Here is a 26525-nt window from a genome sequence, read left to right on the forward strand (position 1 = left end):
AGTCAGGCTTTTTCATTTCATGCACTGCTTAAAAATGCATCAGACGAAAGAGAGCGTCATTCCCGGCAAGGCCAAGCCGGAAAAAGCGGTAGTCCATGTTTGCCCAGGCTTGACTGGATACGCATCGGTCAGTGTACCGGTGGCAATGATTTCCCCGGTAGCCAGCGGCGCGAACTGCGGCTGCGTCTTCAGGGTTTCATGCAGATTCAATAGTGCGTGCAGGGGACTATCCAGCACATTGCTGCCAAAACCGGCGCTATGCAGAGTGAACTCTGCACCTTCGCTATAGGATAGCGACACGCTGGCTGCAGTCAGAATATCGGCCAGATGACGCCGCGTTGCCGATGACAGCATATGCGGTTCGCCGATGATCAGGCTGGCATGCAAACCAAACGCCGCGACGGCATCCGCCGCCTCGAACTTCCAGCCCGGGAAGGGACAAGCGACCAGTTCAAAACCATGCGCCATCCACTCTATGCAATCCGCCATATCGTCGAGTGTCGCGTTCTTCCTCGGCGTCTTGCCGAGCTTGAACACAATTTCCGGCTCTATACGCGGCTGGACGGAACCTGCCAGGCTTTGCACGCCATGATTATGGTCCGCATAGCGGACCGTATCATCGTACATATGCGACCAGATCGGTCCGGTAATTGGTTCACGCTCGCCATAATTCGGCCATATCTTGCGATTGGTAAAACCAATCTTGCGGCCTATAGGTGTCTCGCCCTGGGCAATACGGATATCGACGATGCACTTGGCAATGTCGTAGCCATCGGCAATCGATAAAGGGCCATCCTTGCTGATACAAGGGATTTGCTGCGAACGCGCTCGGGCGGCCAGTAATTGGTGCGCGTAGCGGTTGGCTTGGGTAGACATCAACATGGCATACTCGCGCAGAGAGGTAGGAAGCAAACAGATTGCTTTAGACGCAACATTCTTACATAAGGTTCATTTGCTGCAAAGATGCAAACTCTGTATGTCAGATGAAAATTATTAACGCGAAAAAACTGTTTGATTCATGCCGAAAAGATACTTTTCCGAGCATTTGCATATGATCGGACGCTCAACCTTGCTTGCGCAAGCGCGCCAGAAATCTGTCGAGTTGATTGGCAAATGCACGGATATCGCTCTGGCTAAATGCGGCGGGGCCGCCGGTTTCGACGCCGCTGCTGCGCAACTCATCCATGAAGGTACGCATCGTCAGAAACTGCTGAATATTGTCTTTGGTATAAAACTCGCCACGTGGATTGAGCGGATGGCCACCCTTTTCCAGCACGTCGGCCGCCAACGGAATATCGGCGGTGATGACCACATCTCCTTGCTCCACCAGGCGCACAATTTCATTGTCGGCCACATCAAATCCAGCGGGCACTTGCACCGCCTTGATAAAGCGGGATGGCGGCGTGCGTAATAATTTGTTGGCAACCAGCGTGACCTGCACTTCCAGCCGGTCAGCCACACGAAACAATACGTCCTTGATCACATTCGGACAGGCGTCGGCATCAACCCAGATTTGCATGGAATTCTTTCCGTTGAAATAAAGCGCGGTGCAATTCTTGCAACGCCAGCAGTGCGGCGCTTATTGTCCGCCCCACAACTCGCCGTTAGGGCCGGTTTGCGGTGCCGTAACCCCAAAGTGAGCGTATGCCACTGGTGTTGCAATGCGGCCGCGCGGCGTGCGCTGCAGGAAGCCTTGCTGAATCAAGTAAGGCTCCAGCACGTCTTCGATCGTGTCGCGCTCTTCGCCGATTGCAGCGGCAAGATTATCGAGTCCGACCGGGCCGCCATTGAATTTGAACAGCACGGCCTCCAGCAATTTTCTATCCATCACATCAAAGCCAACCGGGTCTACATCCAGCATCACCAATGCAGCATCGGCCATTTTCTTGGTAATTTCTCCATTGCCTTTGACTTCGGCATAATCGCGTACGCGGCGCAGCAGTCGATTCGCGATACGCGGCGTGCCGCGACTGCGCTTGGCAATTTCAAATGCGCCTTCTTCATCGATAGGCGCATTCAATAGCGACGAACTGCGTGTGACGATCTTGGTCAATTCGAGCGGCGTGTAAAACTCCAGCCGCGCCACGATGCCGAAGCGATCGCGCAAGGGATTGGTCAGCATGCCGGCGCGCGTGGTGGCGCCGACCAAGGTGAAAGGCTGCAAGTCCAACCGTACCGAACGCGCTGCGGGACCTTCACCGATCATGATATCGATCTGATAGTCCTCCAGCGCGGGGTAAAGAATTTCTTCAACCACAGGCGACAGCCTATGGATCTCATCGATGAACAAGACGTCATTGGCTTCGAGGTTGGTCAGCAACGCAGCCAGATCGCCGGCGCGCTCCAGCACCGGACCGGAGGTCTGGCGCAGATTGACACCCATTTCGCGCGCGATGATGTGCGCCAGCGTAGTCTTGCCCAAACCCGGCGGGCCGAACAATAAGGTGTGATCCAGTGCTTCGCGTCTTTGCTTGGCGGCGGTGATAAAAATTTCCAGTTGGCCGCGGATTTTTTCCTGGCCCACATATTCGTCCAGATGCTTGGGACGCAATGCGCGCTCGATCGCCTCTTCATTGGCAGAAGCAGGGGTGGCGGCAATAATGCGTTGTTCGCTGAAGTCGTCGGTTTGAATACTCATGGTCGCATTGTAGCGTGTGGGCTGCAGAATTTTATACAGGGGCTGATGCCACGCTGGATACACAGCGTGCGGAGTGAATGCCAAAGCAAACTACGTTCAGGCTTTAGACAAAGCCTTCAGCGCCAGCTTGATGCCATCAGAAACGCCAGTGCCGGCCGGCACCTGCTTCATCGCCAGCAAGGCTTCCTTGTCGGAATAACCCAGCGCCAGCAAGGCATTCAAAATATCCGATGTCGCGTCGCTGTGGATCGCGCCGCCTGCCGCGCCCAGATCAGCGCCGAGCTTGCCCTTCAATTCCAGCAGCAAGCGCTCGGCAGTTTTCTTTCCTATGCCTGGAATCTTGGTCAATCGCCCAGCTTCCTGCATCGTGATTGCCTGCGCCAGATCGGCAACCGACATGCCGGACAAAATCGACAAGGCCGTGCGGGCACCGATGCCGGTAATCTTCACCAGTTGCTTGAACACATTGCGCTCTTCTGCGGTGCCGAAGCCGAACAGGATATGCGCATCTTCACGCACGGTCAGATGTGTCAGCAAGACTATTTTTTCACCCAGGCCGGGCAAGTTGTAGAAGGTGCTCATCGGCACGTTGACTTCATAACCTACGCCATTGCAATCGACCAGCAATTGCGGCGGATTTTTCTCCAGCAGGTTTCCGGAAAGACGACCTATCATCGTGATGACCTTGAATAGAAATGATGGAATATTTTTTGTTCAGCTACAACACATAAGACAGGCAAAGAACTGGTCATTATCCAACCAGTCGGCCGCCACGTACGCGCAAACCTTTTTTCGCCAGCTCGGGCGCCAATGCGCCCAAGGCCGCCAATGCCTCGCCGCTATGCGCGTGACAAATCGCCACACCCAAGGCATCGGCCGCATCGGTGCCGGGTAAGCCGGACAATTTCAGCAGGCGCTGCACCATATCCTGCACCTGCGCCTTTTGCGCCTTGCCTTGTCCCACGACCGCTTGCTTGACCTGCAACGCAGTGTATTCAGCAACGAACAAGTCAGCGCTCACCAACGCGCAAATCGCAGCACCACGGGCTTGTCCGAGAAGCAGCGTCGATTGCGGATTGACATTAACGAAGACTTTTTCTATCGCAGCGCAATCCGGATTGTAGGTAGCAATGACTTCCGTAACACTGACGAGGATGGTTTTCAGACGTTGCGGAAGATCGGCATCAGGCGTCTTGATGGTGCCCGATGCGATGTAGGTGAGCTTGTTGCCATGCTTCTCGATCACACCGAAACCGGTCGTACGCAAGCCGGGATCGATGCCGAGAATTTTCATATGAGATATGTGGGCGGTATTAAGAGTGATGCGACCTTGGCCGCATCACTCCTTGAATTAATGACGGAAATGACGGGTGCCGGTCAACAACATCACGATGCCGTGCTCATCAGCGGCATCGATGACTTCCTGATCGCGCATCGAGCCGCCCGGATGAATTACCGAAGTCGCACCAGCTTCTACCACTACATCCAGACCATCGCGGAACGGGAAGAAAGCATCGGATGCGACGGCAGTGCCGACCAGCGACAAGCCAGCATTTTGCGCCTTGATCGATGCAATACGCGCTGAATCGATGCGGCTCATCTGGCCAGCACCTACGCCCATGGTCATGCCATTCGCACAGAACACGATGGCATTCGATTTGACGAACTTGGCAACGCGCCATGCAAACATCAAGTCTTGCAATTGCTGCGGCGTCGGTTGCTTCTTGCTGACGACTTTCAATTCGGCCAAAGTCACGTTTCTCGCATCAGGCGATTGCACCAGCAAGCCACCGCCTACGCGTTTGAAGTCGTTGCTATTGACTGCCGCATTACCAGTACTAGCAAGTGGAATTTCCAGCAAGCGCACGTTTTGTTTCGCTGCGAATATTTTCTTCGCTTGTTCGGTGAACGATGGCGCAATCAGCACTTCGACAAATTGTTTGGCAACTGCTTCTGCTGCATTGCCATCGACTTCGCGATTGAAGGCGATGATGCCGCCAAAGGCTGAAGTCGGATCAGTTTGCAATGCTTTGCTGTAAGCTTCGAACGGCGTAATGCCGATCGCGACGCCGCAAGGATTGGCGTGCTTGATAATCACGCAGGCTGATTCATCGAATGTCTTGACGCACTCCCATGCGGCATCCGCGTCGGCGATATTGTTGTACGACAGTTCCTTGCCTTGCAGTTGCGTGTAGTTCGCCAATGCGCCGACTTGCGGATTGCTCTCGCGATAGAAGGCTGCGGATTGATGCGGATTTTCGCCGTAACGCATTTCCTGCACTTTATCGAAATGCATATTCAAGGTCGTTGGGTACGCACTGCGTGTTGCATGTTTTTTATCGTCGCCCAGCGAAGTGAAATAATTCGTGATCGCGCCATCGTACTGCGCGGTATGCGCGAATACTTTTTTCGCCAAAGTGAATTTAGTCTCGAAAGTCACTTCGCCTTTGTTCGCATGCAACTCACGCAATACTTGTGCGTAGTCGGACGGGTCGCAAATGACGGTAACGTCTTTATGATTTTTAGCTGACGAACGCAACATCGCAGGGCCTCCGATATCGATGTTTTCAATCGCGTCTTCCAGTGAACATTCTGCGCGTGCAATCGTTTGCTGAAACGGATACAAATTCACGACCACCATATCGATGGTTGGAATGCCGTGCGTTTCCAGCGCAGCAACATGTTCAGGAAAATCGCGACGGGCAAGAATGCCGCCATGTACTTTCGGATGCAAAGTCTTGACGCGGCCGTCGAGCATTTCCGGGAAGCCTGTGTAGTCGGCCACTTCGGTCACCTTGATGCCGTTTTCAGCCATCAATTTTGCGGTGCCGCCGGTGGACAGGATGTTGACGCCCATCTCGGACAGTGCACGCGCAAAATCGAGTACACCGGTTTTGTCTGAAACGGAAATAAGAGCTTGTTTGATCATGATGGAAATATCTGGAGTAATTTAAATAAGATAAAGGCGCAATGTGATGCGCTCATACGCGGATCTTGGCGGTTTGTAGCCTTACGCCCTTAGCTTATTTGCTTCCGAAAAAATCGAAAAGCAAAAAATTACAGCGGGGTTTTACAACGATGTTTGAAACAATTTAAAACAATTCTTAAAGCGAAATCCACAGCGGCATTTACAAACCCACTTACAACGTCACTTACAGCATGTCGTGCTGCTGCAATTTCTTGCGCAGTGTATTACGATTGATTCCCAGCATATCGGCTGCGTGAGACTGATTGCCGTCGGCACGCTCCATCACCGCTTCGAGTATCGGCTTCTCGACAGTAAACACCACCATCTCGTAAACGTTGGATGGCATTTGCTCGCCGAGATCCTTGAAATACTTCTCCAGGCTTTTCTTGACGACGTCTTGAATATTATCTTTGCTCATGTGCTTGGTTGATTGCGCGTTTTTATAATCGTTTTTATAAATTCTCGAAACCTGACATCATCATTTCACCAGATCAATGACGACGCCGGCCCCGATTATCAGGCGGCCAACTTTTCTTCAGTCGGACGATATTGTAACCGTTCGCCGTGGCTCAACTGCAAATCAAAAAAGGTATTCACGGCGGCCAATTGCTGTTCGCAGTCTTCCAGGCGGTTCATTTGCTGGCGGAATTCTTCCCCGCCTATCAACTCGCGCACATACCAGCCTATGTGTTTACGGGCAGTACGCACCCCCAAATATTCACCGTAAAAAGCATAATGCGCGCGCAAATGTTCATCCATCAATGTGCGCACTTCAGAAATCATGGGCGCGGGCAAATATGTGCCGGTGCGCAAATAATGATCGATCTCGCGAAATATCCACGGCCGCCCCTGCGCGGCGCGGCCGATCATGATCGCATCAGCACCCGTGGTTTCCAGCACAAAGCGTGCTTTCTCAGGCGTCGTGATATCGCCATTGGCAACCACCGGAATCGCCACCGCCGCTTTGACTGCCTTGATCATTTCGTATTCTGCATCGCCGCTGTAACCATCGGCGCGTGTGCGGCCATGCAGGGTCAGCATCGCAATGCCGCTCTGCTCGGCGATATGCGCAATGTTCAGCGCATTCTTGTGCGCCCTATCCCAGCCGGTACGAAATTTCAGCGTTACAGGAACATCGACAGCGGACACCACCGTTTCGAGTATCTCGGCCACTAGCGATTCGTGTTGCAACAAAGCCGAACCGCACCAGCTGTTACACACCTTCTTGACCGGACACCCCATATTGATATCGATGATTTGCGCACCGCGATCGACATTGAACTTCGCGCACTCAGCCAGCATGACGGGATCAGCACCAGCGATCTGCACTGCCTTGGGTTCGACCTCGCCATCGTGATTTGTCCGGCGCGTGGATTTATCGGTCGCCCATAAACGCGGATTGGACGCCGCCATTTCCGACACTGCATAACCTGCGCCCAATTGCTTGCACAACTGGCGAAACGGTCTATCCGTCACCCCAGCCATCGGGGCGACAAATACATTGTTGGGTAGGGCATACGGGCCGATGTTCACGAGGCGGACTGGCAATAAGCAAAGCGCTATTTTAGCTGCATCCGCCAGCGCCTCAGACGTGTTTTGGTTTAAAAGCAAGCAAAGGAGATGAAATACGACACGACGCGGGGTTTCATCTCAAGCTTTCGCTGCCTTTTGTTATCAATTTATTTACTTCAGAGGGCTACGCGATGTTGTCGCTTTCATCCAGCGCGGCGTGTGAAAGATGCGCGACGTCTGCCCATGTCAATATATGAAAATTTGTACCGTCCCAGGTCACGCGGTTAATGCTGGCATTGAGCACATCAAAATCACGCGGATGCTCATAGCCCATGTTTTTCGCCCGTCTATACACAGAGTCGAGGACACCACCATGCGTCACCACCGCAATTTTGCGATGTCCCTGGGCCAATGCAGTAATCGTATCTATCGCGCGCGTTGAAAATTCACGCAAGGTTTCTGCGTGGAATTCGCCGGGCGGATAGCGCGCATCGATATCGCGTCTTTGCCATGCGGCATAATCGTCCGGGAAGCGGGCCTTGATCTCCGGATGTATCAATCCCTCCAAGCAGCCGAAGCAGCGTTCACGCAAACCCTGGTCTAGTTGAATACTCAAGCCGCGTGGAATCGCAATCCCTTGCGCCGTCCCTAATGCGCGTTTCAAGTCACTGGAAAAAATCGCATCCAGCGGCTCGTTCAATAGTGCAACGCCTAGCGCTGCCGCCTGACGCATACCTTCACGATTCAAATCGATATCGTGATGGCCTTGCAAACGCTTCTCGACATTCCAATCGGTTTCGCCATGGCGAATCAACAATATCTCAGTCATGTTCTTATCGTATTAAATCGGCACGCCGGGGTTCAATCCATACAGCCCGCAGATACTGGCCTGTTCCAGCACATGGCCGGCAATCGCATCCCGCACTTGCGCGCCGGTGAACTTGCCATCGACAGGCAGTTGCGCAATATCCAGCGCATAGAGGGTGAACACATAGCGATGCACTATGGAATCATTCCATGGCGGACAAGGGCCATCGTAACCAAAATAATCGCCGCTCATCTGCGCATCCTGCGCAAACCAGCCGGTGTAATCATTGATGCCGTGACGTGGCGCAACCTGTGCCGTCTTGATAGGCGAATCCGCAATTGCAGGACCGGATTTGCCACGCGCTGTCACGCTGGAGCAAAATGAAGCGGCAGCTATCTCAGTGGTATTTGCAGGCAAATCGACCAGCACCCAGTGGAAGAAATCGACACGCGGCAAATCGGCGGGAACGGTTTTACCCTCCTGATTGACATCATCGCCACGCGACGGCACATCAGGATCATGCACAATCAACGCCAATGATTGGGTGCCGGCAGGCACATCACTCCAGGCCAGATGCGGATTTTTGTTAGTCGACAAGGCAACATGCGTCACTGGATCGATCACGCAAAATGCGTATTCGCCTGAAATAGCGCGGCCGTCTTTGAAAGAATCACTCCATAGCTTCATCATGTGCTCCACTGTGATTGATGTCGGATGATTATGAATGCTGTATCAATGTTCTGTACACAATACAGGAGCATTTCAAATCGCCGGCTTGACCTGCAACCAGAAAGTTACCGGCCCATCATTCGTCAACGAGACTTGCATGTCGGCACCAAACTGACCGGTCGCCACGCGCGCCTGTTTCTTTCCGGCTTGTATGACAAAATAATCAAACAAGCGACGCGCCAACTCCGGGGCGGCAGCCGGCGTAAATGACGGGCGCGTGCCGCTTTGCGTATCTGCCGCCAAGGTAAATTGCGGCACCAGCAACAAACCACCTGCCACTTCCGTCACGCTGCGATTCATTTTCCCTGCCTCGTCGGAAAACACCCGATATGACAACAGCTTGCCCAGCAAAGCATCCGCTTCTTTTTCCGTATCGCCACGCTCGGCGCAGACCAGCACCAGCAAGCCTGCGTCAATCGCACCCACTGTCAGATCGTTGACGACGACGCTGGCGCACGTTACGCGCTGCAACAAGGCAATCACGCTGTGGCTTTAACAAAAAAAATTGTGGGCAAGAGCCGGATCACGACAAAGTTACGCGCGCAAATTTGCGCTTGCCAACTTGCACCACCACCGTACCCGCGTCCACTTTCAAGGCCTTGTCGCTCACGACGGCTCCGTCAATACGCACGCCACCCTGCTCCACCATGCGCAACGCTTCTGACGTCGATGGGCACAGATTTGCCTGCTTCAACAATTGACCGATACCGAGCGGTGCTCCGCTCAAGACAACTTCCGGAATCTCGTCAGGGATGCCACCTTTGGAGCGATTGACGAAATCCGCAAGCGCATCCTCTGCCGCTTGCACCGAATGGAAGCGCGCAACGATTTCCTGCGCCAACAAGACTTTGACATCGCGCGGATTGCGGCCACCTTCGATTTCTTTTTTGAATTGTGCGATTTCGGCCAGCGAACGGAAGGACAACAATTCGTAATAACGCCACATCATCACATCGGAAATACTCATCAGCTTGGCGAACATCGTATTGCCCGGCTCGGTGATGCCGATGTAGTTGCCTTTGGACTTCGACATTTTCTCTACGCCATCCAGACCTTCCAGCAAAGGCATAGTCAAAATACATTGCTGCTCCTGACCGTAACTCTTTTGCAATTCGCGGCCTACCAGCAGATTGAATTTCTGATCGGTGCCGCCCAGCTCCAGATCCGACTTCAACGCCACCGAATCGTAGCCCTGCATCAGCGGATACAGAAATTCATGCAGCGAAATTGGCGTATTCGAATGAAAGCGTTTGGTGAAATCTTCTCGCTCCAGTATCCGCGCCACCGTGTATTTGGCGGCTAGCTCGATCATCCCGCGCGCACCCAAGGGATCGCACCATTCAGAGTTGAAACGAATCTCGGTGCGCGATGGATCAAGCACCAGACTTGCTTGCGCAAAATAGGTCTTCGCGTTTTCGTCGATTTGCTCTTTCGTCAAGGGCGGACGCGTGATGTTGCGACCCGATGGATCGCCAATCATCGACGTAAAATCGCCGATCAAAAAGATCACCTGATGGCCCAAATCTTGCAGCTGACGCATCTTGTTTAATACGACGGTGTGGCCGAGGTGCAAATCCGGTGCAGTTGGGTCCAGCCCGAGTTTGATGCGCAAAGGTTTGCCGCTTTGTTCGGAGCGCGCCAGTTTTTGTGCAAATTCAGATTCGATTAACAATTCTTCAACGCCGCGCTTGGCGACCGTCAAGGCCTCTTGTACTGCGTCGGAGAGAGGCAATTGCACCGGTTTGTTGCTAGAAGAAACGTCCATATCGCGAATTTAAATTTGTAAAGTTTGTAAGAAACGGGAGTAACAAAAGCTGAAGTAGGTACAATGCTTTTTTTATTTTATTTTCAGATACTTTTTATCATTGCCGTGTATCAACGAATCACAGCTCTAAGAAAGAGAAACTGAACAAACGGCAGATTTTAACTTATTGCATGTTCACATTAAATAAATTACTGAGCGCAGGCTCACGCAGCAAAAAACTCTTACTCGGCTCATCTCGCAAAACACGCGTTGTCTCTGGCTCCGCACTATTGCTGGCAGTCTGCGCTTTCGGTGCGGCAGGTGTTGCGCCTATGGCTCCCGATGCAGACGACTTACCGATCAAATCCATCACGCAGGAATTAGCTCTGCCGGAACTGGCCGAGCAGATTGCCGCGCTTGAAAGCAGCCGCCAAAACTATATCAGCGAAGAGCGCGTGCGCTCCGGCGATACGCTGGCGACCTTGCTGAATCGTTTAGGCGTAGATGACAGTAATGCGGCGACTTTCATCAAGTCTGATCCGATTGCGCGCAATGTCATGCAGTTAAAAGCTGGCAAGCGTGTACAGGCACAAACCGATGAAGCCGGTGAATTGAATTGGCTGAGCAGTACGATTTCCAGCGGCCGCAACGACGCGATGCGCAATATCGTGATCACACGCGAAGGCAATCAGTTCAAGGCGGTGGAAACACCGGTCGCGATGGAGCGGCGTGTCGAGATGCGTTCGGGCACGATCAAGTCGTCCCTGTTTGCTGCGACCGATGCGGCACAAATCCCTGATAACGTCGCGTCGCAGATTGTCGATATGTTTTCTACCGACATCGACTTCGGCTCCGATCTGCGTCGCGGCGACCGCTTCAATGTCGTCTATGAAACCTTTTGGCAAAACGGCGAGTACGTGCATGCAGGTCGGGTGCTGGCGGGTGAATTCATGAATGGTCCGGCGACTTATCAGTCGGTATGGTTTGAAGATCCGGGCAGCGCACAAAGCGGCGGTTATTATGGGTTTGACGGAAAATCATTAAAGAAGGCCTTCCTCAAATCACCGCTGGAATTTTCCCGTATTTCGTCCGGCTTTTCCCTGCGCAAGCATCCGATTTCCGGCTTGTGGAAAGCGCATAAAGGCGTGGACTTCGCGGCAGCAACCGGCACGCCAATACGTGCTGCCGGCGATGGCACTATCGATTTCGCCGGCAAGCAAGGCGGCTACGGCAATGTGGTCGTCATCAAGCACTGGTCGAATTACTCGACCGCATATGCACATATGAGCCGCTTCGCCACCAATCTGCGCAAGGGGACAAAAGTCAGTCAAGGCCAGGTGATCGGCTACGTCGGTACCACTGGCTGGTCAACCGGCCCGCACTTGCATTACGAGTTCCGTGTCAACAATCAAGCGCGCGATCCGATGACGGTTGATATCCCGAACGCACAGCCTCTGGCTGCCGCTCAAATGCAGCGCTTCCGTGCTGTTGCAGGCGAAATGTCGCATCGCTTTGCGCTGTTGACACCAGAAAATAATAGTGTCCGTCTGGCGTCAAAATAATTGAGTCGAATTTAATAGCATCTGTTCAATTCAGGCTGCTCGCAGTAAAAACCGTTGGTTCAGCGCGTAGTGACTTAAAATCACTTAACTCTGACTAACGGTTTTTTTATGTCCACTATTCCTGCCTCCCTTTTTATCGGCTTGATGTCCGGCACCAGTCTCGACGGCGTGGATGGCGTACTGACGGCTTTTTCCAGTGATGGCACGCCGCAACAAACGTTGGGAGCAGCCTACGTTGAGTTCCCTGAGGCATTGCGAGCCGATTTGATGGCCCTGCAAACTGCCGGGCTGGATGAAATCCATCGTGAAGCGCTCGTAGCGCAACAGCTCGCCGAATACTATGCAGAATGCGTCGGTACTTTGCTGCGAGAAGCCAAGGTCGCGACCAGTGATGTAGTGGCCATCGGCGTACACGGGCAAACCATACGGCATCGCCCTGAAGCCGGCTATACACGTCAAACGAATAACCCGGCCTTGCTGGCTGAATGGACAGGCATTGATGTCGTCGCGGATTTTCGCAGCCGTGATATTGCGGCCGGCGGACAAGGGGCGCCCCTGGTTCCGGCATTTCATCGCGCGCTGTTCAGCAGCAGTACTGAAAATCGTGTCGTCGTGAATATAGGTGGTATCAGCAATATCAGCATCCTGCCGCAACAGGCAGATGCGCCCGTGATCGGCTTTGATACCGGCCCTGGCAATGTCTTGATGGATGCATGGATTGCGCAACACAATGGCTTGCCCTATGACGCCAATGGCGATTGGGCAAAAACCGGCAAGGTGCACACGGAATTACTGAAAGCCTTGCGCGATGAAGCATTTTTCAGTGCACCACCGCCTAAAAGCACAGGTCGCGATTTGTTTCATCCGGCGTGGCTGGCACAAAAGCTGGCGAATTTTCCCGGCATTCCCAGCGCCGACGTACAGGCGACGCTGACCGTATTTACCGCCGCTACGTTGAGCGATGCCATCAAACTGCATGCGCCGCAAACTGAGGCTGTGTATGTCTGCGGTGGCGGCGCATACAATAGTTATCTGACGACACTCATACACTTTGCATTGAAACTGCATAATCCGACGATACGGGTGGAGTCGACCGAAGCATTGGGCGTCGCCCCGAATCAAGTCGAAGCATTGGCTTTCGCATGGCTGGCACAGCGCTTTTATATGCGGGAACCGGCCAATCTTCCCTCGGTGACCGGCGCGCGTGGCTTGAGAATTTTGGGTGCCTTGTATCCAGCCTGAAATCGGCTGGAATCTACGTTCAGGCTCCTGAACCCATAAGCACACAAGGACCTTGCCATTCGCTTCAGGCATAAAAAAAGCGCAGATAAATCTGCGCTTTTTTTATAGAAACGGTTTGCCTGGATTATGCGGAGAAAGATGAACCGCAGCCGCAAGTCGTCGTAGCATTCGGATTCTTGATCACGAATTGCGCACCTTCAAGATCGTCTTTGTAATCGATTTCTGCGCCAACCAGATACTGGTAGCTCATTGAGTCGATCAATAATTGCACGCCATTTTTGGTCATCGTCGTGTCATCTTCATTGACGATTTCATCAAATGTAAAGCCGTATTGGAAGCCCGAGCAACCGCCACCTTGCACGAAGACCCGCAGTTTCAGATCCGGATTGCCTTCATCTTCGATCAGTTCGGCAACCTTGGCCGCAGCACTGTCGCTGAAGAGGATAGGGGATGGCATTTCGGCAATTGCATTCATTTCAGACTCCTGCTGGAAAACGGTACTTCACATTATAGACCTGTACCGGACTTTACGTATTATTGGCCGCAAGTATGGGTACGGCGAGTTTCAAAAGTGGCGTATCTATTGTGTCGTGAGTCAATTTACCCGATACCACGGCACCGCCATGCATTTCCAACGCTTTGTAATGCACATCACCAGTTATGCGGGCTTTCGGCTGCAATTCAAGCAATTCCGATGAAAATACCGGTCCGATAATAGTGCCATTGACTAGCAAATGCGCGACGCGTACTTCACCTTCGACTTTAGCGTGCTCGGAAATAACCAGCATACTGGTTTCATCTTCGTCGGCAATCACATCGCCTTTTACGTGCCCATCTATGCGCAAGCCACCTTTGAAGTGCACATTGCCGGTGATATTTGTCGCAGCGCCTATCAGACTATCAATCGTACTTTTGGTTTTACGGCCAAACATGATGATGCTCCTTTACAAATTTGCAGATTGCTGCGCACGCATCGCGCCTCTTTCCAGAACCTTGATCTGGACTGACTTTACAGTCGCGCCTTCTGGCAGAGCGATCACACCTTCGACGCGTTGATAATGCTTGAATGACAGCTTGAATTTATCGGGGGCATCCGATTTTGGGAAGGTCATCATAGCACTTTTACCCTCCTGCAACAGCGTCACAACAAGCTGATAATTCCCCGCAAAATCTGAAACGGATTTACCACCTTGCATTAATAACAACCGATAGCGCAACTGCGTCGGCTCGGCCATCTCCACCTTGAAACGACGGATGGTAATGCCGTCTGCTCCGGTATTGGTAGGCAGCAGACTTTCAAAAAAAGACAGGTCATCCTTGAGCTTGCTGTTTTCCGATTCCAGCGTCTTGATTTGCCGGTTTAATTGCGCCTGCAAGGAACGCTCTATATTCAACTGGCTTTCCGCCGCATTGACCGTGGTTTGAAAACGATCGCGCTCGGCACTGATTTCTGTCACCCGTTCTTGCAGTGAACTGAGCTGTTCCACCGTCGCAGCGGGCTTGAACCCTGTAAAACTCCGACCCAAATCATAAGTCCACATTGCAATCGCGCCGCTCAAACCTAATACGACGGTAATCAGCAGCACACGCAAAGGCCACGGCAGGTGATTCTTGATTGTCATCCGCGCAGGCGACACCGACCAGCGCTGCCACCAAAGTTTACGGCGCAGAGATTTGAATACCGGCTTTGGCTTGTTCGCCATGACGTCAGCTAGGTATCATTACGGGCGCATCAAGGCAAAATAGGCACATGCATCAAGCCAGTTTTTTCGTCAAGGCCAAACATCAGATTCATACACTGCACAGCCTGTCCGGATGCACCTTTGACCAGATTATCCTGCACCACCAGCACCACAACGGTGTCGCCGTCGTTCGGTCTGTGCAGCGCAATCCGCAGCATATTCGACGCACGGGTAGAGCGGGTTTCTGGATGTGAACCAAACGGCATCACATCAACAAACGGCTCATCCTTGTATGCATTTTCAAACAGGGCTTGCAGCGCCGTGTTATCAACTTCTTTCGTCAAACGCGCGTACAAGGTCGAATGCATGCCACGTATCATCGGCGTCAGATGCGGCGTAAACAACAATCCGACTTTATCTTTCGTCAGGGTATTCAGACGCTCCAGAGTTTCTGGCAAATGACGATGACCCGAAACACCATACGCCTTGAAATTATCGCCCGCTTCAGAGAACAAGGTGGCGACTTCAGCCTTGCGCCCTGCGCCCGATACGCCCGATTTGCAATCTGCGATCAAATGCGAAGCATCAATCACGCCGGCTTTAAGCAAGGGAGCCAAGCCGAGTTGCATGGTGGTTGGATAGCAGCCGGGATTACCAACGATGCGCGCCTTGCGGATCGCATCACGGTTCAATTCAACCAAGCCATATGCTGCCTCTTGCAACAACTCAGGGCAGCTGTGCGGCATCTTGTACCACTTCTCGAATGCTGCAATATCCTGCAAACGGAAGTCGGCAGCCAGATCGATGACCTTGACACCGGCCGCCAGCAACTCAGGCGCCTGCGCCATGGCGACGCCGTGCGGCGTGGCAAAAAAGACGACATCGCATTCAGTCAATTTGGCTTTGTCCGGCGAAGAAAATGCCAGATCCACGCGCCCGCGCAATGAGGGGAACATGTCAGCGACTGGCACACCATCTTCCTTGCGCGAAGTAATTGCGGTCAATGCGACGTCAGGGTGTGTCGCCAAAATACGCAGCAATTCAACCCCGGTATAACCCGTACCTCCAACGATACCAACCTTGATCATGTTTCTTCCTGGCAAAAATTACTTCGTTTTATTTTAACAGGCGATTCCGCCTCATAGTTTCACCCGCGCAGCGAAAAGATGTAACAGCGATGCAAACCCCAGCCGATCAAACACCATTATGCGAGCGCAGATGAAAAAAGCCGCCAAGCGTGAACCTGGCGGCTTTTCTGACGCGCAAACAATGCGCGCAGGATGCAGATTAACGCTTCGAGAATTGTTTTGCGCGACGAGCTTTGCGCAGACCAACTTTTTTACGTTCAACTTCACGTGCATCACGTGTAACAAAACCGGCTTTCGACAGTTCTGGTTTCAATGTTGCATCGTAGTCGATCAAAGCACGGGTGATACCGTGACGCACAGCGCCCGCTTGACCTGATTCGCCACCGCCATTGACGTTAACCATGATGTCGAAAGTTTCGACATTGTTGGTCAATTCCAAAGGTTGACGAATCACCATCAGACCGGTTTCGCGCGAAAAATACTCATTCGCTGGCTTGCCGTTGACGACGATCTGGCCGGAGCCCGATTTGATGAAAACGCGAGCCACTGCACTTTTGCGACGGCCGGTTCCGTAGTTGTAGTTACCGATCATGTCCGTTCCTTACAGTTCAAGTGCTTTTGGTTGCTGCGCGGCGTGCGGATGAGTTTCCTCAGCGTACACTTTGAGCTTCTTGATCATCGCGTAGCCGAGTGGGCCTTTAGGCAACATGCCCTTGACCGCTTTCTCGAGCGCACGACCTGGAAAACGCTCTTGCATTTTCTTGAAGTTTGTTTCATAGATACCGCCTGGGTAACCCGAGTGGCGATAGTATGTTTTTTCTGTTGCTTTGGTACCGGTCACGCGCAGTTTGCCTGCGTTGACGACGACAATGAAGTCGCCTGTATCGACGTGAGGGGTAAATTCCGGTTTGTGCTTGCCGCGCAGTCGGAGTGCCACTTCGCTGGCAACACGTCCGAGGACTTTGTCCGTCGCGTCAATCACGAACCAATCGCGCTGGACTTCGTGTCCTTTAGCGGAGAAGGTTTTCATGATGACTTCCTAAATAATTAAATCGCTCAAATGGTGGTTACGTGCAGTGATGCCACGTACTCGGCCTTGTTATCTCTTCCTGAGCAAACGAAAGAACCGCAGATTATAGTCTTTTCAATGACTTAGCGTCAAACTTAATCACAAAAACTCGCGCATTTGCTTGGCTGATTGAGTCGTTTTAGTCACTTTCAGTGGCGAATCTGTCTTTTCGCTCGTTTTTAGCGTTTATGACAGCAGCGCCAAACAGTTACAATGTCACAACTAATCGCAAATGAAGAGAAAATCATGGAATGCACAGTACGTTGGACCGGCTTGTCCGGCATGACTTTTTTAGCTGAAACCGGCTCCGGCCATGTCGTCGCGATGGATGGCGCGCCCGAAGGCGGAGGTCGCAATCTTGCACCACGTCCTATGGAAGTCGTCCTGCTCGGCACTGGCGGCTGTACCGCATACGACGTGGTGGTGATCTTGCGCAAAAGCGGCCAGGATGTGCGCGGTTGCGAAGTAACGCTCAAATCAGAGCGAGCAGAAACCGATCCTAAAGTATTCACAAAAGTACATTTCCACTTCACGGTCACTGGCCGTAACCTGAAGCCCAATGTCGTGGAGCGCGCGATTAAACTGTCGCATGACAAGTACTGCTCGGCATCCATCATGATGGAAAAAACCGCAAAAATTACGCATTCCTTCGAAATCGTGGATGACGCCGCATCGCCACCTGCCGCCGCCTGAGATCGAAATATCAACGGCCGCATATGCGTTAAAACATATGCGGCCGTTGGCTTTTAAATCAGTAACTCGCGCTGAGTGCGGCACGATCGCTGAACTGACAAGAGTCCCGCCACGTTTCGCTGCTTGCTTATCCAGCATTCGCGAACACACTAAACAATCGCACTAAATATAGTAAGCCGCAGAAGTCATTATTTTCGACATGGCTTTCATGCCTTTTTGCACCAGCGGTGACACCGCTTGCGCGCCCAATGCCTGCGCCGCTGCGCCATGTGCGACTTCATCCGCGCTCATTTGCGCGACCACAGCGAGCGACTTGGCATCGTGCGGCGGCAATTTCTGCAGATGCTCATTCAAATGCGCCTCGACCTGACGCTCGGTCTCCACCACAAACCCCAAACTACGCGCATCACCCAACTTGCCCGCCACCGCACCCAGCGCATATGCACCGGCATACCAAAGCGGATTAAGTAAGCTTGGATGTGAACCCAGCTCGCGCAGCCGCTGCGCCGTCCAGGCAAGGTGATCCTCTTCTTCCCGACCGGCGATCAAAAATTGCTGGCGAATTGCCTCCGTATGCGCGAACTGCGCTTGCGCCTGGTACAGGGCCTGAGCACACACCTCGCCCACGTGATTGACGCGCATCAAACCCGCGCTATGACGACGCTCGGCATCCGCCAATGCGCCATCAGCCAACCCTGCGGCAGGACTAGGGCGAGACGCTACAGAAACGCCACTGATGACACGCAAAGCGCCGTCAAAATGTTGAATAAGTTGATCAAAAGGTGTCATGAAACTCCAAACCACATCAAAACAAAAAGATTGTTGCATCCGAGCGACAGACTAGCACGACACATCCGCCTGATTTGGCGAATGCTAACCGATGTCAAAAGAAGATTATACGAATTGCGTTTAGCCTGTGCTTGCCATATAGAAATTGATTTACTGGACGTTAATACAAGAATGCAAAAAATAAAACGTTCTACCCCCGACATTCTGACATTGGCATACATCGCGGCCATTTTCGTAAGCGTCCTGACAACTTCAGCTTATGCGCAAGCGCCATCCATGACTATTTATGGAACGTTTGACCGTGATCCGCGCGCGCCTTCTGCTGAGCCGCAAGGTAGCCAGTTTCGCAAAGCCCCGCTCGCTCCTCAATCATCGATCAGCATCTACGGCACGATTGATGGCGGCGTGCGTCACTTGACGAATGCAACCGTGGCAGGTAGCACCACCAAGATCGGCTCGAACGGCGAGTACTATAACAATCGCCTGGGATTCAAGGGGACAGAAGATCTGGGCGGCGGCATGAATGCGCACTTCCATCTGGAAGGCGGCTTCAATACAGGAACCGGCGCCAGCGATAACAAGGACGGGCGCGCCTTCAACCGCATTTCCTCGGTTGGCATCGCCGGCCCCTTCGGCTCGATCGACTTCGGCCGCCAACCCTCGGTCGCATGCAAAGCGGTGTATGCCTATGAACCCTTCCAGTACCGCTACGTCCATATCATTCCGCTGGCTGGCGCAGTCGCCGGCAACAACGACGGCAAAGTCAGCCGACCGTTTGGGACGGTGGACGGCCCGCGCTTTAGCAATGCCATTCAGTATTTTGGGAAATTTGGCGGATGGACCGCCAGCGCGGAATATTCGATGGGCGAAGTCGCCGGCAGCAGCATTGCAGCAAGCGCCAAAGCCATCGGACTCGGATACACAGATGGCACATTTACCATCGGTAGCGCTTACACCAAACAAAATCCAAATGTCGCAGCAAGCGGCACCGCTGAAGATTACCGCGACCAAGATCAAATCACATTTGGCGGCGCATACAAGATAGGCGACATTCGGATTGCGGGCGGTTATATCAATACGAAGACCGAAACCACAGTCACCAGCCAAGCCAAAAACATCTGGTTGGGTGCGCGCTACGATGTCTCATCGATTGTCAGCCTCACCAGCGGCTACTACCGCACCACACTGGAAACCTCGAACCGCGAAATCGCTAGACGCAACTTCTTCATCGTCGGCGCAACCTATGCGCTTTCATCCAGAACCAGCCTATATGCAGATATCGACCAGGCAGTTTTGCATGGCATCGTTGCGTTAAAGCCGGGCCAGCAAACTAGACAAATCGGCACCTCGGTCGGCATTAATCATATGTTTTAATATTAGAAGCATCGGCTCGCGATACCTTAATCTAACTCAATACATGATCACCCTTGGCAATCCGCACAAGAAATTCAAACATGACGAACAACTAGAAAAATAACAAAAAGTCATCTCTCTTGCCTGCCGCAATGCATCAAGACAACACAGCAATGCCTCATTTTGGAATTTGAACGCACTATCCTGTTGCAAAAAAACGTCACTCGAACCGATTCATTCATACCCTTTTGATATTTTGGTTGTCAGTGCCCGCGTATTTTGTTTCAATCGATCTGTCGTCTTGCAATCAAGATCATGCAAGACAGGCAGCTACGCAGAATATGTACACTCTTATTAATAAGCGTGTATTTCTAAACAACATTTGAGGAACATCTAAATGAAAAAATCGCTTTTGGCTCTTGCCGTTTTGGGCGCATTCGCTGGTGCAGCATCGGCACAATCGTCGGTTACCGTCTACGGTATCGTTGACTTGGGATTTGACCACACAGACAACGGCGCTACAGCTGGCAGCGTGAACGGCATCAAATCCGGCGGCCAATCGGCTAGCCGTATCGGTTTCAAAGGTACTGAAGATCTGGGCGGCGGCTTGAATGCAGTGTTCCAATTGGAAGGCACAATTGCTGCTGATACCGGCACAATGGGCGCAACTTCAACAACAACAGCTGCTGGCACTCCTTTGGCTTACACAACAACAACAACCAGCAACGTATTTAACCGTATCGCTACTGTTGGTTTGCAAAGCGCTGCTTTCGGTACAGTTAATCTGGGCCGTCAAACTTCAGTAATCAAAGACGCTTACGATCAAATTGATCCGTTCGGCGACGGCGGCACAATCGCTCCACTCAGCACCGTGTTCTTCAACGGCGCATTGGCTGGCGACAACGGCCGTGTTTCGAACGCAGTTAAATATTCGACACCATCGTTCGGCGGCTTTAAATTCGCTGGTTCGTATGCATTCGGCGAAGCAGCTGGCGATACAGGTGCTAACAGCGCCTACGGTCTGGGTGCAGGCTATGCAAATGGCCCATTAAATGTTCAATTCGCTTACAACAACGTCGACATCAGCACTGGTTCGGCAACTGTTCCAGCCGTTCAAACTGGCGAAAACAAATTGATGTTCTTGGGCGCGACTTACAATTTCGGCGTAGTGAAATTGCACGGCGCATATGCTGACACCAAAAACGAAACAACTGCAACTGGCGCAGAAGTTAAATACCGTAACTACTTGGCTGGCGTAAGTGTCCCATTGGGCGCAGCAGGTAACCTGTTTGCTTCGTACTCGGTGAACGACAACCGTACAACAGCTAATGCTGATGCTAAAAAAGCTGCAATCATGTACACCTACGATTTGTCGAAACGTACAAACTTGTACACCGGCTACTCGCGTACATCGAATGATAGCGGTACTGGTGCCGCAGGTAGCGGTTCGCGTATCGGCTTGGCAGCTTCGGCTCCAGCAGGCGAAAGCGCATCTTCGTTCAACGTCGGCGTTCGTCACAAGTTCTAATTCCCGGCGAGCCTAGCTCGCTTGGTTTGAACTTCAGCAGAAAAAGGCACCTTCGGGTGCCTTTTTTATTTCCTAAAATCAGCAGCTAATTTATCGCGCCTTCGTCCCATACAAAGCAGCAAAAAAAATCTTCTCGCAGCATAATGATATCTTGCGATGAAAGGTAGCTAACGAAGTGAAACTCAGCAGAAACGATCCATGTCCTTGCGGTAGCGGTAAAAAACACAAGAAATGCTGCGGGCAAGTGATACAGATAGCACTTATCCACCCGCCACGCGCTGGCAATACTCCGCGCGAATGCGGAGATTGCACTGCTTGCTGCGACGGCTGGCTAAAGTCGACAATTTATGGCCATGAAATGAAACCCGGCGTGCGCTGCCATTTCGTGCGCGATAGCGGCTGCAGTATTTATGAAACAAGACCGGACTCCCCCTGTCGCCAATTCGAGTGCGGCTGGGTGGGTTCTGACAGCCCTTTCCCGGACTCCTTCAAGCCGACCAAGTTGGGTGTGATCGTCATCAAAACCACTTGGCGTGGCCAACTAGCCTATCGACTCGCATTTGGTGGGCGCGACCTTGATGCAGGAGAGTTGGAATGGATGATGAACTTCAGCCGTCAAACGGGACGTCCATTTTTCTATGAAAAGGCCGGCGAGACACTGGGATACGGGCCACAGGCTTTCATAGAAGACATGCAAACCAAAATTCAGCGCGGCATTCCTCTTTTTGAATCGCATGCCGCATCGCGCTAATATTGCAACAGGGATCGCAGCAATTAGCCTCCTGCCATGCTGCGAAAATACCTGGACTTTTACCGCCCACGTATCGGTCGAAATACCGTTACGTCTTGATAAAACGTCTGATCCTGATCCGGCCACCAGCCCGGCACACCCAATACCGGCACCGGTGAAAAATCAGCAGTACTCAAACCCTGCGCCAACTGTTGCGCAACGACTGCGTCGATCACATCGTACCGCTCTTCAAAAACCATAGTCGCGAGATCAGGCTCCAGCGGAACTATCCACGAATGTCCGGTAATCGCCTTGTAAGGCGCGACCAACTTCTCCATCAACGCATGACCGAATAACAAGACGCCACAATCCTGCACAAACTCCTGTCGACGCGTGACAAAAGCCTGCTCCCACTCATGCGCACGCAAAGCGCTGACCAACGTCTGATTCGAAGTCACCAGCAACACCGCATTTTCATCAAAGATGGTGGCTGCATCACGCAGCTTGCCGCGCGGGGCCTGTGCACTTTGCGCTGCCACACGCTCTATATCCAGCGCTTGCAATGCATTCAATTGGACTTTAATGCGTGGGAAGGTTAGCCAGGCGAGCGCATTGAAAAAATCGTGCAGATTGTCGCGCGTGGGGACGAAGCCGGTATTGCTGATGAAGGTTTCGTAAGCTGTTTCTGCAGGCAGATCGGCCTGAGGCACAAATTGAATGGGGAGGTTGCGATGATTGCGCAGATCCAGTTCCGCCAAGCGAAGATTCAATGCCTGACGCCAATCGGCGGCAACGGCTATCTGTTGTCCGATATCTCGGACATGCGCAAGCCAAGGCCTAGACCAGTCGACAATATCCAGGAATGCGGCGGTCATAACTTGCTCATTACAATATTTTGGCGGCAGGCGAAAATGCTGACACCTGCTGCTGACTGGCTCAGACGAATTTCCAGCCTATCGTCTCGCCGCCGTTCAGAGGCACCAAGGTTGTATTCCCTAAAGGCAGCTCGGCGGGCAATTGCCACTCTTCGCGTTTGAGCGTGATTGTCCCGGTATTGCGCGGCAGCTGATAGAAATCCGGGCCATTGAAGCTGGCAAACTGCTCAAGCTTGTCCAAGGCATTGGCTTGATCGAAAGCCTGCGTATAGAGCTCCATCGCGTGCAGCGCAGTATAGCAACCGGCACAACCGCAAGCGTGCTCTTTCAAGCCCTTCGGATGTGGCGCAGAGTCGGTACCGAGGAAGAACTTATTGCTGCCCGAGATTGCTGCAGCAACCAGGGCCTGACGATGTGTTTCACGCTTCAAGACCGGCAGACAATAGTAGTGCGGACGTATTCCGCCCTTGAAGATTTCGTTGCGGTTGTACAGTAAATGATGTGCGGTAATCGTTGCAGCTACGTGACCATCTGCTTCCGCGACGTACTGCACCGCGTCTTTGGTCGTGATGTGTTCGAACACAACCTTCAACTCCGGCATGTCGCGACGCAAAGGTTGCATCACGCGGTCTATGAAGACCGCCTCGCGGTCGAAGATATCGACTGCAGGATCGGTCACTTCACCATGCACCAGAAACGGCATGCCCAGCTTTTGCATCATTTCCAGCGTCTTGTAACATTTGGACAAATCGCTGACACCCGCGTCCGAATTGGTCGTCGCACCAGCCGGATAAAGTTTGACTGCATGCACGACACCACTATCCTTGGCGCGCCGGATTTCTTCCGGCGGCGTATTGTCGGTCAGGTACAAAACCATCAGCGGCTCGAATTGCATGCCAGCCGGCAAGGCGGCGAGAATACGATCCCGATATGCAATCGCTTGCTCCGTAGTGGTCACTGGCGGCTTGAGATTCGGCATCACGATCGCGCGTGCAAACTGGCGCGCCGTATCGGGCAAGACAGAGGCGATGGTGGCGCCGTCACGCAAATGCAGATGCCAATCGTCGGGACGTGTGATGGTGATGCTGGAAGGCTGAGCGAGTGTCGTGGTCATAGCAGTTCTTTCTTGGGATTGCCGCTATTTTACCCGCTCGCTTTCAAAAGAGAGGTATCTCGATCAGTTGAGGGAACGAAATTGCCGTGAGAAGCGCAGACACTCCTTACGCGCACATTATCTGCGTAGTCATCACTCCTTTATTACTTGGTCGCTGATTGCTGCATCAACGAATGCCTACGCGGCCAAAGAAGTGGATAAAGCAGCAGCTAACTCAGTGGATAATCTTCGCCAAAAAATCGCGTGCGCGATCAGAGCGCGTCGTACCAAAGAACTCATCTTTTGTGCAATCTTCAACTATCGAACCCTGGTCCATGAAGATCACGCGGTTCGCCACTTTTTTTGCAAACCCCATCTCATGTGTGACGACCATCATCGTCATGCCATCCTGCGCCAAGCCGACCATGACATCCAGCACTTCATTGATCATTTCCGGATCAAGTGCCGAAGTGGGCTCATCGAACAACATTGCTATCGGGTCCATCGACAAGGCGCGCGCAATCGCCACACGCTGCTGCTGCCCGCCGGATAATTGCCCTGGGAATTTATCCTTTTGCGCGATCAGGCCGACGCGATCCAGATATTTCAAACCCCGTTCAATCGCCTCATCCTTGCTGCGACCCAGCACTTTGATCTGGCCCAGCGTGAGATTTTCTCGTATCGATAAATGCGGAAACAATTCAAAATTCTGGAACACCATGCCGATGCGCGAGCGCAGTTTAGACATATCGGTGCCCGGGTCGCCGACAGCAATCCCGTCCACAGTGATGCGGCCTTTTTGAAAAGGCTCCAAGCCATTCACCGTCTTGATCAATGTCGATTTACCAGAACCGGAAGGCCCGCATACGACGACCACATCGCCTTTGGCGACCTGCGTCGAACATTCGGTCAGCACCTGGAAATTGCCATACCACTTGCTTACGTTTTCCATTTCGATCATCGGGTTTTCCTTTAGCGAATGATGGCGTAGCGTTTTTGTACCTGCCGCACTGCCATCGATAGCGCAAAGCTCAGCACAAAATACACAACGGCGACAAAGAGATACATCTCGACCACGCGACTGTCACGCTGCGCAATCTTGACGGATGCACCAACCAGATCCGTGACGTTCAGCAAGGACACCAGTGACACATCCTGAAACAGAATGATGGTCTGCGTCAGCAACAGCGGCAGCATATTGCGTACCGCTTGCGGCAACACGATAAGCCGCATCGATTGGCCATAAGTCAAACCCAGCGCAAAACCGGCATTGACCTGCCCTTTCGAAATACTTTGTATGCCGGCGCGCATGATTTCGCAAAAATACGCGGCCTCAAACAGGATGAAGGTAATGTAGGCAGAGCGATCGGCCCCGATTGCGATCGGCCACTCCGACCCCATCACGGATTGCAAGACTATCGGCATCAGGAAGTAAAACCAGAAGATCACCAGCAGCAACGGCACCGAACGCATCACATTGACATAGGCTGCGGCCAGCATGGACAAGGTCTTGTAATGCGAGAGACGCGCAATTGCCAGTAGCGTGCCCAGAATCACGCCGCCTATCGTGGCCACGACGGTCAACTGCAGCGTGTACTTGAGGCCTAGCCACAACAAGGGCCAGCTATCGAGAATAACCGCGAAGTCGAAATCAGACATGGCGGCCTCCCGCTGCCTGTCCCGGAATCGCCAGACGCCGCTCTATCAGGGCCATCACCCGATTCGCTGCCAGTGCAATCACCAGATACATCAAGGTCGCGGCAGCAAAGGCCTCGAAATAGCGGAAGGTCATCTCGCCCATTTCGCGTGTGCGGAAAAACAGCTCAACCAGACCGATGGAATATGCAACCGCAGTGTTCTTGATCAGGTTCATCAACTCCGACGTCAAGGGTGGAATGATCATCCGGTAAGCCATCGGCAGCAACACGTAACGATAGGTTTGCGCCTGTGTCAATCCCAGTGCGTAACCCGCATTGCGCTGACCACGCGGCAAAGCCTGAATGCCGGAACGCACTTGTTCGGCAATGCGGGCGGCAGTAAAGCACCCGAGGCAGATCACGGCCGTAATGAATTGCTGCTCGATAGGGTCAAGCTGAATCACAAGCGTCTTGACCGCCGGGATCACCCCCGGCACAACGAAATACCACAAGAAAAACTGCACCAACAGTGGAATGTTGCGGAACAATTCCACATATGCGCCGCTGAGGAAAAGCAGCCAGCGCCGCTCAGAAGTGCGCGCAATGCCTACCAGCGATCCCAGCACAAAAGCCCATATCCATGACAGCGCGGCGACCGCCAATGTCCAGCCCAGCCCCGACAACAGCATGGCGCCCCAAGTAGGATCGCCTGCGGACATCGGCTCAAAAAATATATTCAGGTCCATGCAGCATTCCTTTTCCGGCAAAAGTCTTTGCGTATTTCA

At 52.7% G+C, this 26525-nt stretch carries 30 protein-coding genes and 1 pseudogene; 7 read left to right on the plus strand and 24 right to left on the minus strand.

All coding sequences use genetic code 11. The annotated features are described in order from the left end of the window. Positions 1 to 39: 39 nt before the first annotated feature. The 12 genes from ACFQO0_RS04980 to tyrS form a co-directional block, all read right to left on the minus strand. On the minus strand, positions 40 to 882 hold the full coding sequence (locus ACFQO0_RS04980; RefSeq protein ID WP_382234021.1) for a 2-keto-4-pentenoate hydratase: 843 nt from the start codon (positions 880 to 882) through the stop codon (positions 40 to 42). Between the two features lie 181 nt (positions 883 to 1063). Beyond that, positions 1064 to 1519 carry a YaiI/YqxD family protein gene (locus ACFQO0_RS04985; RefSeq protein WP_382232923.1) on the minus strand — a complete coding sequence of 152 codons (456 nt, stop codon included), beginning with the start codon at positions 1517 to 1519 and terminating at the stop codon, positions 1064 to 1066. A gap of 60 nt (positions 1520 to 1579) precedes the next feature. Then, on the minus strand, positions 1580 to 2638 hold the full coding sequence (ruvB, locus tag ACFQO0_RS04990; RefSeq protein ID WP_382232924.1) for a Holliday junction branch migration DNA helicase RuvB: 1059 nt from the start codon (positions 2636 to 2638) through the stop codon (positions 1580 to 1582). 96 nt (positions 2639 to 2734) lie between these two features. Further along, the gene (ruvA, locus tag ACFQO0_RS04995) at positions 2735 to 3313 is read right to left on the minus strand and encodes a Holliday junction branch migration protein RuvA (protein WP_382232925.1); all 579 of its coding nucleotides are present in this window, start codon (positions 3311 to 3313) and stop codon (positions 2735 to 2737) included. 76 nt (positions 3314 to 3389) lie between these two features. Further along, positions 3390 to 3932: a crossover junction endodeoxyribonuclease RuvC gene (gene ruvC / locus ACFQO0_RS05000; protein ID WP_382232926.1), complete on the minus strand. Its 543-nt coding sequence runs from the start codon at positions 3930 to 3932 to the stop codon at positions 3390 to 3392. Positions 3933 to 3989: 57 nt separating this feature from the next. Next, positions 3990 to 5567: a bifunctional phosphoribosylaminoimidazolecarboxamide formyltransferase/IMP cyclohydrolase gene (gene purH, locus ACFQO0_RS05005; protein WP_382232927.1), complete on the minus strand. Its 1578-nt coding sequence runs from the start codon at positions 5565 to 5567 to the stop codon at positions 3990 to 3992. A gap of 223 nt (positions 5568 to 5790) precedes the next feature. Further along, positions 5791 to 6024, minus strand: a complete 234-nt coding sequence (locus tag ACFQO0_RS05010; protein ID WP_382232928.1) for a Fis family transcriptional regulator — start codon at positions 6022 to 6024, stop codon at positions 5791 to 5793. 98 nt (positions 6025 to 6122) lie between these two features. Then, positions 6123 to 7139, minus strand: a complete 1017-nt coding sequence (dusB, locus tag ACFQO0_RS05015) for a tRNA dihydrouridine synthase DusB (RefSeq protein WP_382234023.1) — start codon at positions 7137 to 7139, stop codon at positions 6123 to 6125. A gap of 163 nt (positions 7140 to 7302) precedes the next feature. Continuing rightward, complete coding sequence (locus ACFQO0_RS05020; protein ID WP_382232929.1) at positions 7303 to 7947, minus strand: histidine phosphatase family protein; 645 nt, start codon at positions 7945 to 7947, stop codon at positions 7303 to 7305. Positions 7948 to 7959: 12 nt separating this feature from the next. After that, positions 7960 to 8613: a YbhB/YbcL family Raf kinase inhibitor-like protein gene (locus ACFQO0_RS05025; RefSeq protein WP_382234025.1), complete on the minus strand. Its 654-nt coding sequence runs from the start codon at positions 8611 to 8613 to the stop codon at positions 7960 to 7962. Between the two features lie 75 nt (positions 8614 to 8688). Continuing rightward, complete coding sequence (gene dtd / locus ACFQO0_RS05030) at positions 8689 to 9138, minus strand: D-aminoacyl-tRNA deacylase (RefSeq protein ID WP_382232930.1); 450 nt, start codon at positions 9136 to 9138, stop codon at positions 8689 to 8691. A 40-nt stretch (positions 9139 to 9178) separates the two neighbouring features. Further along, positions 9179 to 10420 carry a tyrosine--tRNA ligase gene (tyrS, locus tag ACFQO0_RS05035; RefSeq protein ID WP_382232931.1) on the minus strand — a complete coding sequence of 414 codons (1242 nt, stop codon included), beginning with the start codon at positions 10418 to 10420 and terminating at the stop codon, positions 9179 to 9181. 170 nt (positions 10421 to 10590) lie between these two features. Here tyrS and ACFQO0_RS05040 point away from each other — a divergent pair, with 170 nt between their 5' ends. Continuing rightward, on the plus strand, positions 10591 to 11961 hold the full coding sequence (locus ACFQO0_RS05040) for a M23 family metallopeptidase (RefSeq protein ID WP_382232932.1): 1371 nt from the start codon (positions 10591 to 10593) through the stop codon (positions 11959 to 11961). Between the two features lie 108 nt (positions 11962 to 12069). Then, positions 12070 to 13203 carry an anhydro-N-acetylmuramic acid kinase gene (locus ACFQO0_RS05045; protein ID WP_382232933.1) on the plus strand — a complete coding sequence of 378 codons (1134 nt, stop codon included), beginning with the start codon at positions 12070 to 12072 and terminating at the stop codon, positions 13201 to 13203. A 124-nt stretch (positions 13204 to 13327) separates the two neighbouring features. On the opposite strand, the gene erpA is transcribed toward ACFQO0_RS05045, so the two are convergent. The 6 genes from erpA to rplM form a co-directional block, all read right to left on the minus strand. Then, positions 13328 to 13678 carry an iron-sulfur cluster insertion protein ErpA gene (gene erpA / locus ACFQO0_RS05050; protein WP_382232934.1) on the minus strand — a complete coding sequence of 117 codons (351 nt, stop codon included), beginning with the start codon at positions 13676 to 13678 and terminating at the stop codon, positions 13328 to 13330. 52 nt (positions 13679 to 13730) lie between these two features. Then, entirely contained in the window at positions 13731 to 14135 is a 405-nt protein-coding gene (locus ACFQO0_RS05055; RefSeq protein ID WP_382232935.1) for a bactofilin family protein, read from the minus strand. Between the two features lie 12 nt (positions 14136 to 14147). Beyond that, positions 14148 to 14906 carry a DUF6776 family protein gene (locus tag ACFQO0_RS05060; protein ID WP_382232936.1) on the minus strand — a complete coding sequence of 253 codons (759 nt, stop codon included), beginning with the start codon at positions 14904 to 14906 and terminating at the stop codon, positions 14148 to 14150. A 29-nt stretch (positions 14907 to 14935) separates the two neighbouring features. Continuing rightward, a complete protein-coding gene (gene argC, locus ACFQO0_RS05065) occupies positions 14936 to 15973 on the minus strand; it encodes an N-acetyl-gamma-glutamyl-phosphate reductase (RefSeq protein WP_382232937.1) in 1038 nt (345 codons plus the stop codon). A gap of 199 nt (positions 15974 to 16172) precedes the next feature. Continuing rightward, on the minus strand, positions 16173 to 16565 hold the full coding sequence (gene rpsI / locus ACFQO0_RS05070) for a 30S ribosomal protein S9 (RefSeq protein WP_011869816.1): 393 nt from the start codon (positions 16563 to 16565) through the stop codon (positions 16173 to 16175). Positions 16566 to 16574: 9 nt separating this feature from the next. Then, positions 16575 to 17003, minus strand: a complete 429-nt coding sequence (gene rplM, locus ACFQO0_RS05075; RefSeq protein ID WP_112992763.1) for a 50S ribosomal protein L13 — start codon at positions 17001 to 17003, stop codon at positions 16575 to 16577. Positions 17004 to 17288: 285 nt separating this feature from the next. On the opposite strand from rplM, the gene ACFQO0_RS05080 reads away from it, so the two are divergent. Continuing rightward, entirely contained in the window at positions 17289 to 17735 is a 447-nt protein-coding gene (locus tag ACFQO0_RS05080) for an OsmC family protein (protein ID WP_382234027.1), read from the plus strand. Positions 17736 to 17897: 162 nt separating this feature from the next. On the opposite strand, the gene coq7 is transcribed toward ACFQO0_RS05080, so the two are convergent. Beyond that, positions 17898 to 18524, minus strand: a complete 627-nt coding sequence (gene coq7 / locus ACFQO0_RS05085) for a 2-polyprenyl-3-methyl-6-methoxy-1,4-benzoquinone monooxygenase (protein WP_382232938.1) — start codon at positions 18522 to 18524, stop codon at positions 17898 to 17900. 276 nt (positions 18525 to 18800) lie between these two features. Here coq7 and ACFQO0_RS05090 point away from each other — a divergent pair, with 276 nt between their 5' ends. The 4 genes and pseudogenes from ACFQO0_RS05090 to ACFQO0_RS05105 all read left to right on the plus strand — a co-directional run bounded on the left by ACFQO0_RS05090 (position 18801) and on the right by ACFQO0_RS05105 (position 22156). After that, positions 18801 to 19898 (plus strand): porin, encoded by a 1098-nt coding sequence (locus ACFQO0_RS05090; RefSeq protein WP_382232939.1) that lies wholly within the window; start codon positions 18801 to 18803, stop codon positions 19896 to 19898. Between the two features lie 376 nt (positions 19899 to 20274). Beyond that, positions 20275 to 21405: a porin gene (locus tag ACFQO0_RS05095; RefSeq protein WP_382232940.1), complete on the plus strand. Its 1131-nt coding sequence runs from the start codon at positions 20275 to 20277 to the stop codon at positions 21403 to 21405. A gap of 175 nt (positions 21406 to 21580) precedes the next feature. Further along, a pseudogene (locus ACFQO0_RS05100) lies at positions 21581 to 21646 on the plus strand (SEC-C metal-binding domain-containing protein); the annotation flags it as partial. A 117-nt stretch (positions 21647 to 21763) separates the two neighbouring features. Next, positions 21764 to 22156, plus strand: a complete 393-nt coding sequence (locus ACFQO0_RS05105) for a hypothetical protein (protein WP_382234103.1) — start codon at positions 21764 to 21766, stop codon at positions 22154 to 22156. A 59-nt stretch (positions 22157 to 22215) separates the two neighbouring features. On the opposite strand, the gene ACFQO0_RS05110 is transcribed toward ACFQO0_RS05105, so the two are convergent. The 5 genes from ACFQO0_RS05110 to ACFQO0_RS05130 all read right to left on the minus strand — a co-directional run bounded on the left by ACFQO0_RS05110 (position 22216) and on the right by ACFQO0_RS05130 (position 26486). Further along, positions 22216 to 23010, minus strand: a complete 795-nt coding sequence (locus ACFQO0_RS05110) for a DUF3025 domain-containing protein (RefSeq protein ID WP_382232941.1) — start codon at positions 23008 to 23010, stop codon at positions 22216 to 22218. 61 nt (positions 23011 to 23071) lie between these two features. Continuing rightward, positions 23072 to 24124 carry a dihydroorotase gene (gene pyrC / locus ACFQO0_RS05115; protein ID WP_382232942.1) on the minus strand — a complete coding sequence of 351 codons (1053 nt, stop codon included), beginning with the start codon at positions 24122 to 24124 and terminating at the stop codon, positions 23072 to 23074. 214 nt (positions 24125 to 24338) lie between these two features. Next, the gene (locus ACFQO0_RS05120) at positions 24339 to 25064 is read right to left on the minus strand and encodes an amino acid ABC transporter ATP-binding protein (protein ID WP_382232943.1); all 726 of its coding nucleotides are present in this window, start codon (positions 25062 to 25064) and stop codon (positions 24339 to 24341) included. A gap of 11 nt (positions 25065 to 25075) precedes the next feature. Next, positions 25076 to 25762, minus strand: coding sequence for an amino acid ABC transporter permease (locus tag ACFQO0_RS05125; RefSeq protein WP_382232944.1), 687 nt, complete (start codon positions 25760 to 25762; stop codon positions 25076 to 25078). Then, positions 25755 to 26486 (minus strand): amino acid ABC transporter permease, encoded by a 732-nt coding sequence (locus tag ACFQO0_RS05130; protein WP_382232945.1) that lies wholly within the window; start codon positions 26484 to 26486, stop codon positions 25755 to 25757. Before ACFQO0_RS05130 ends, ACFQO0_RS05125 begins: the two co-directional genes overlap by 8 nt. Positions 26487 to 26525 lie beyond the last annotated feature (39 nt).

Origin of the sequence: Herminiimonas aquatilis (assembly GCF_042665175.1) — a bacterium.
GTDB lineage: Bacteria > Pseudomonadota > Gammaproteobacteria > Burkholderiales > Burkholderiaceae_D > Oxalicibacterium > Oxalicibacterium aquatilis.

Bases quoted from the DNA above. Each gene is read 5' to 3' on its own strand.
- ACFQO0_RS04985 (WP_382232923.1), bottom strand. From the start codon at position 1,519: ATGCAAATCTGGGTTGATGCCGACGCCTGTCCGAATGTGATCAAGGAC.
- ACFQO0_RS05125 (WP_382232944.1), bottom strand. From the start codon at position 25,762: ATGTCTGATTTCGACTTCGCGGTTATTCTCGATAGCTGGCCCTTGTTG.
- ACFQO0_RS05040 (WP_382232932.1), top strand. From the start codon at position 10,591: ATGTTCACATTAAATAAATTACTGAGCGCAGGCTCACGCAGCAAAAAA.
- ruvC (WP_382232926.1), bottom strand. From the start codon at position 3,932: ATGAAAATTCTCGGCATCGATCCCGGCTTGCGTACGACCGGTTTCGGT.
- ACFQO0_RS05060 (WP_382232936.1), bottom strand. From the start codon at position 14,906: ATGGCGAACAAGCCAAAGCCGGTATTCAAATCTCTGCGCCGTAAACTT.
- ruvB (WP_382232924.1), bottom strand. From the start codon at position 2,638: ATGAGTATTCAAACCGACGACTTCAGCGAACAACGCATTATTGCCGCC.
- ACFQO0_RS05095 (WP_382232940.1), top strand. From the start codon at position 20,275: ATGAAAAAATCGCTTTTGGCTCTTGCCGTTTTGGGCGCATTCGCTGGT.
- pyrC (WP_382232942.1), bottom strand. From the start codon at position 24,124: ATGACCACGACACTCGCTCAGCCTTCCAGCATCACCATCACACGTCCC.
- ACFQO0_RS05045 (WP_382232933.1), top strand. From the start codon at position 12,070: ATGTCCACTATTCCTGCCTCCCTTTTTATCGGCTTGATGTCCGGCACC.
- tyrS (WP_382232931.1), bottom strand. From the start codon at position 10,420: ATGGACGTTTCTTCTAGCAACAAACCGGTGCAATTGCCTCTCTCCGAC.
- ACFQO0_RS05080 (WP_382234027.1), top strand. From the start codon at position 17,289: ATGGAATGCACAGTACGTTGGACCGGCTTGTCCGGCATGACTTTTTTA.
- ACFQO0_RS04980 (WP_382234021.1), bottom strand. From the start codon at position 882: ATGTTGATGTCTACCCAAGCCAACCGCTACGCGCACCAATTACTGGCC.
- ACFQO0_RS05130 (WP_382232945.1), bottom strand. From the start codon at position 26,486: ATGGACCTGAATATATTTTTTGAGCCGATGTCCGCAGGCGATCCTACT.
- erpA (WP_382232934.1), bottom strand. From the start codon at position 13,678: ATGAATGCAATTGCCGAAATGCCATCCCCTATCCTCTTCAGCGACAGT.
- ACFQO0_RS05025 (WP_382234025.1), bottom strand. From the start codon at position 8,613: ATGAAGCTATGGAGTGATTCTTTCAAAGACGGCCGCGCTATTTCAGGC.
- ACFQO0_RS05020 (WP_382232929.1), bottom strand. From the start codon at position 7,947: ATGACTGAGATATTGTTGATTCGCCATGGCGAAACCGATTGGAATGTC.
- argC (WP_382232937.1), bottom strand. From the start codon at position 15,973: ATGATCAAGGTTGGTATCGTTGGAGGTACGGGTTATACCGGGGTTGAA.
- ACFQO0_RS05010 (WP_382232928.1), bottom strand. From the start codon at position 6,024: ATGAGCAAAGATAATATTCAAGACGTCGTCAAGAAAAGCCTGGAGAAG.
- rplM (WP_112992763.1), bottom strand. From the start codon at position 17,003: ATGAAAACCTTCTCCGCTAAAGGACACGAAGTCCAGCGCGATTGGTTC.
- purH (WP_382232927.1), bottom strand. From the start codon at position 5,567: ATGATCAAACAAGCTCTTATTTCCGTTTCAGACAAAACCGGTGTACTC.
- ACFQO0_RS05055 (WP_382232935.1), bottom strand. From the start codon at position 14,135: ATGTTTGGCCGTAAAACCAAAAGTACGATTGATAGTCTGATAGGCGCT.
- rpsI (WP_011869816.1), bottom strand. From the start codon at position 16,565: ATGATCGGTAACTACAACTACGGAACCGGCCGTCGCAAAAGTGCAGTG.
- ACFQO0_RS05110 (WP_382232941.1), bottom strand. From the start codon at position 23,010: ATGACCGCCGCATTCCTGGATATTGTCGACTGGTCTAGGCCTTGGCTT.
- coq7 (WP_382232938.1), bottom strand. From the start codon at position 18,524: ATGACACCTTTTGATCAACTTATTCAACATTTTGACGGCGCTTTGCGT.
- ACFQO0_RS05090 (WP_382232939.1), top strand. From the start codon at position 18,801: ATGACTATTTATGGAACGTTTGACCGTGATCCGCGCGCGCCTTCTGCT.
- ACFQO0_RS05105 (WP_382234103.1), top strand. From the start codon at position 21,764: ATGAAACCCGGCGTGCGCTGCCATTTCGTGCGCGATAGCGGCTGCAGT.
- ruvA (WP_382232925.1), bottom strand. From the start codon at position 3,313: ATGATAGGTCGTCTTTCCGGAAACCTGCTGGAGAAAAATCCGCCGCAA.
- ACFQO0_RS05120 (WP_382232943.1), bottom strand. From the start codon at position 25,064: ATGATCGAAATGGAAAACGTAAGCAAGTGGTATGGCAATTTCCAGGTG.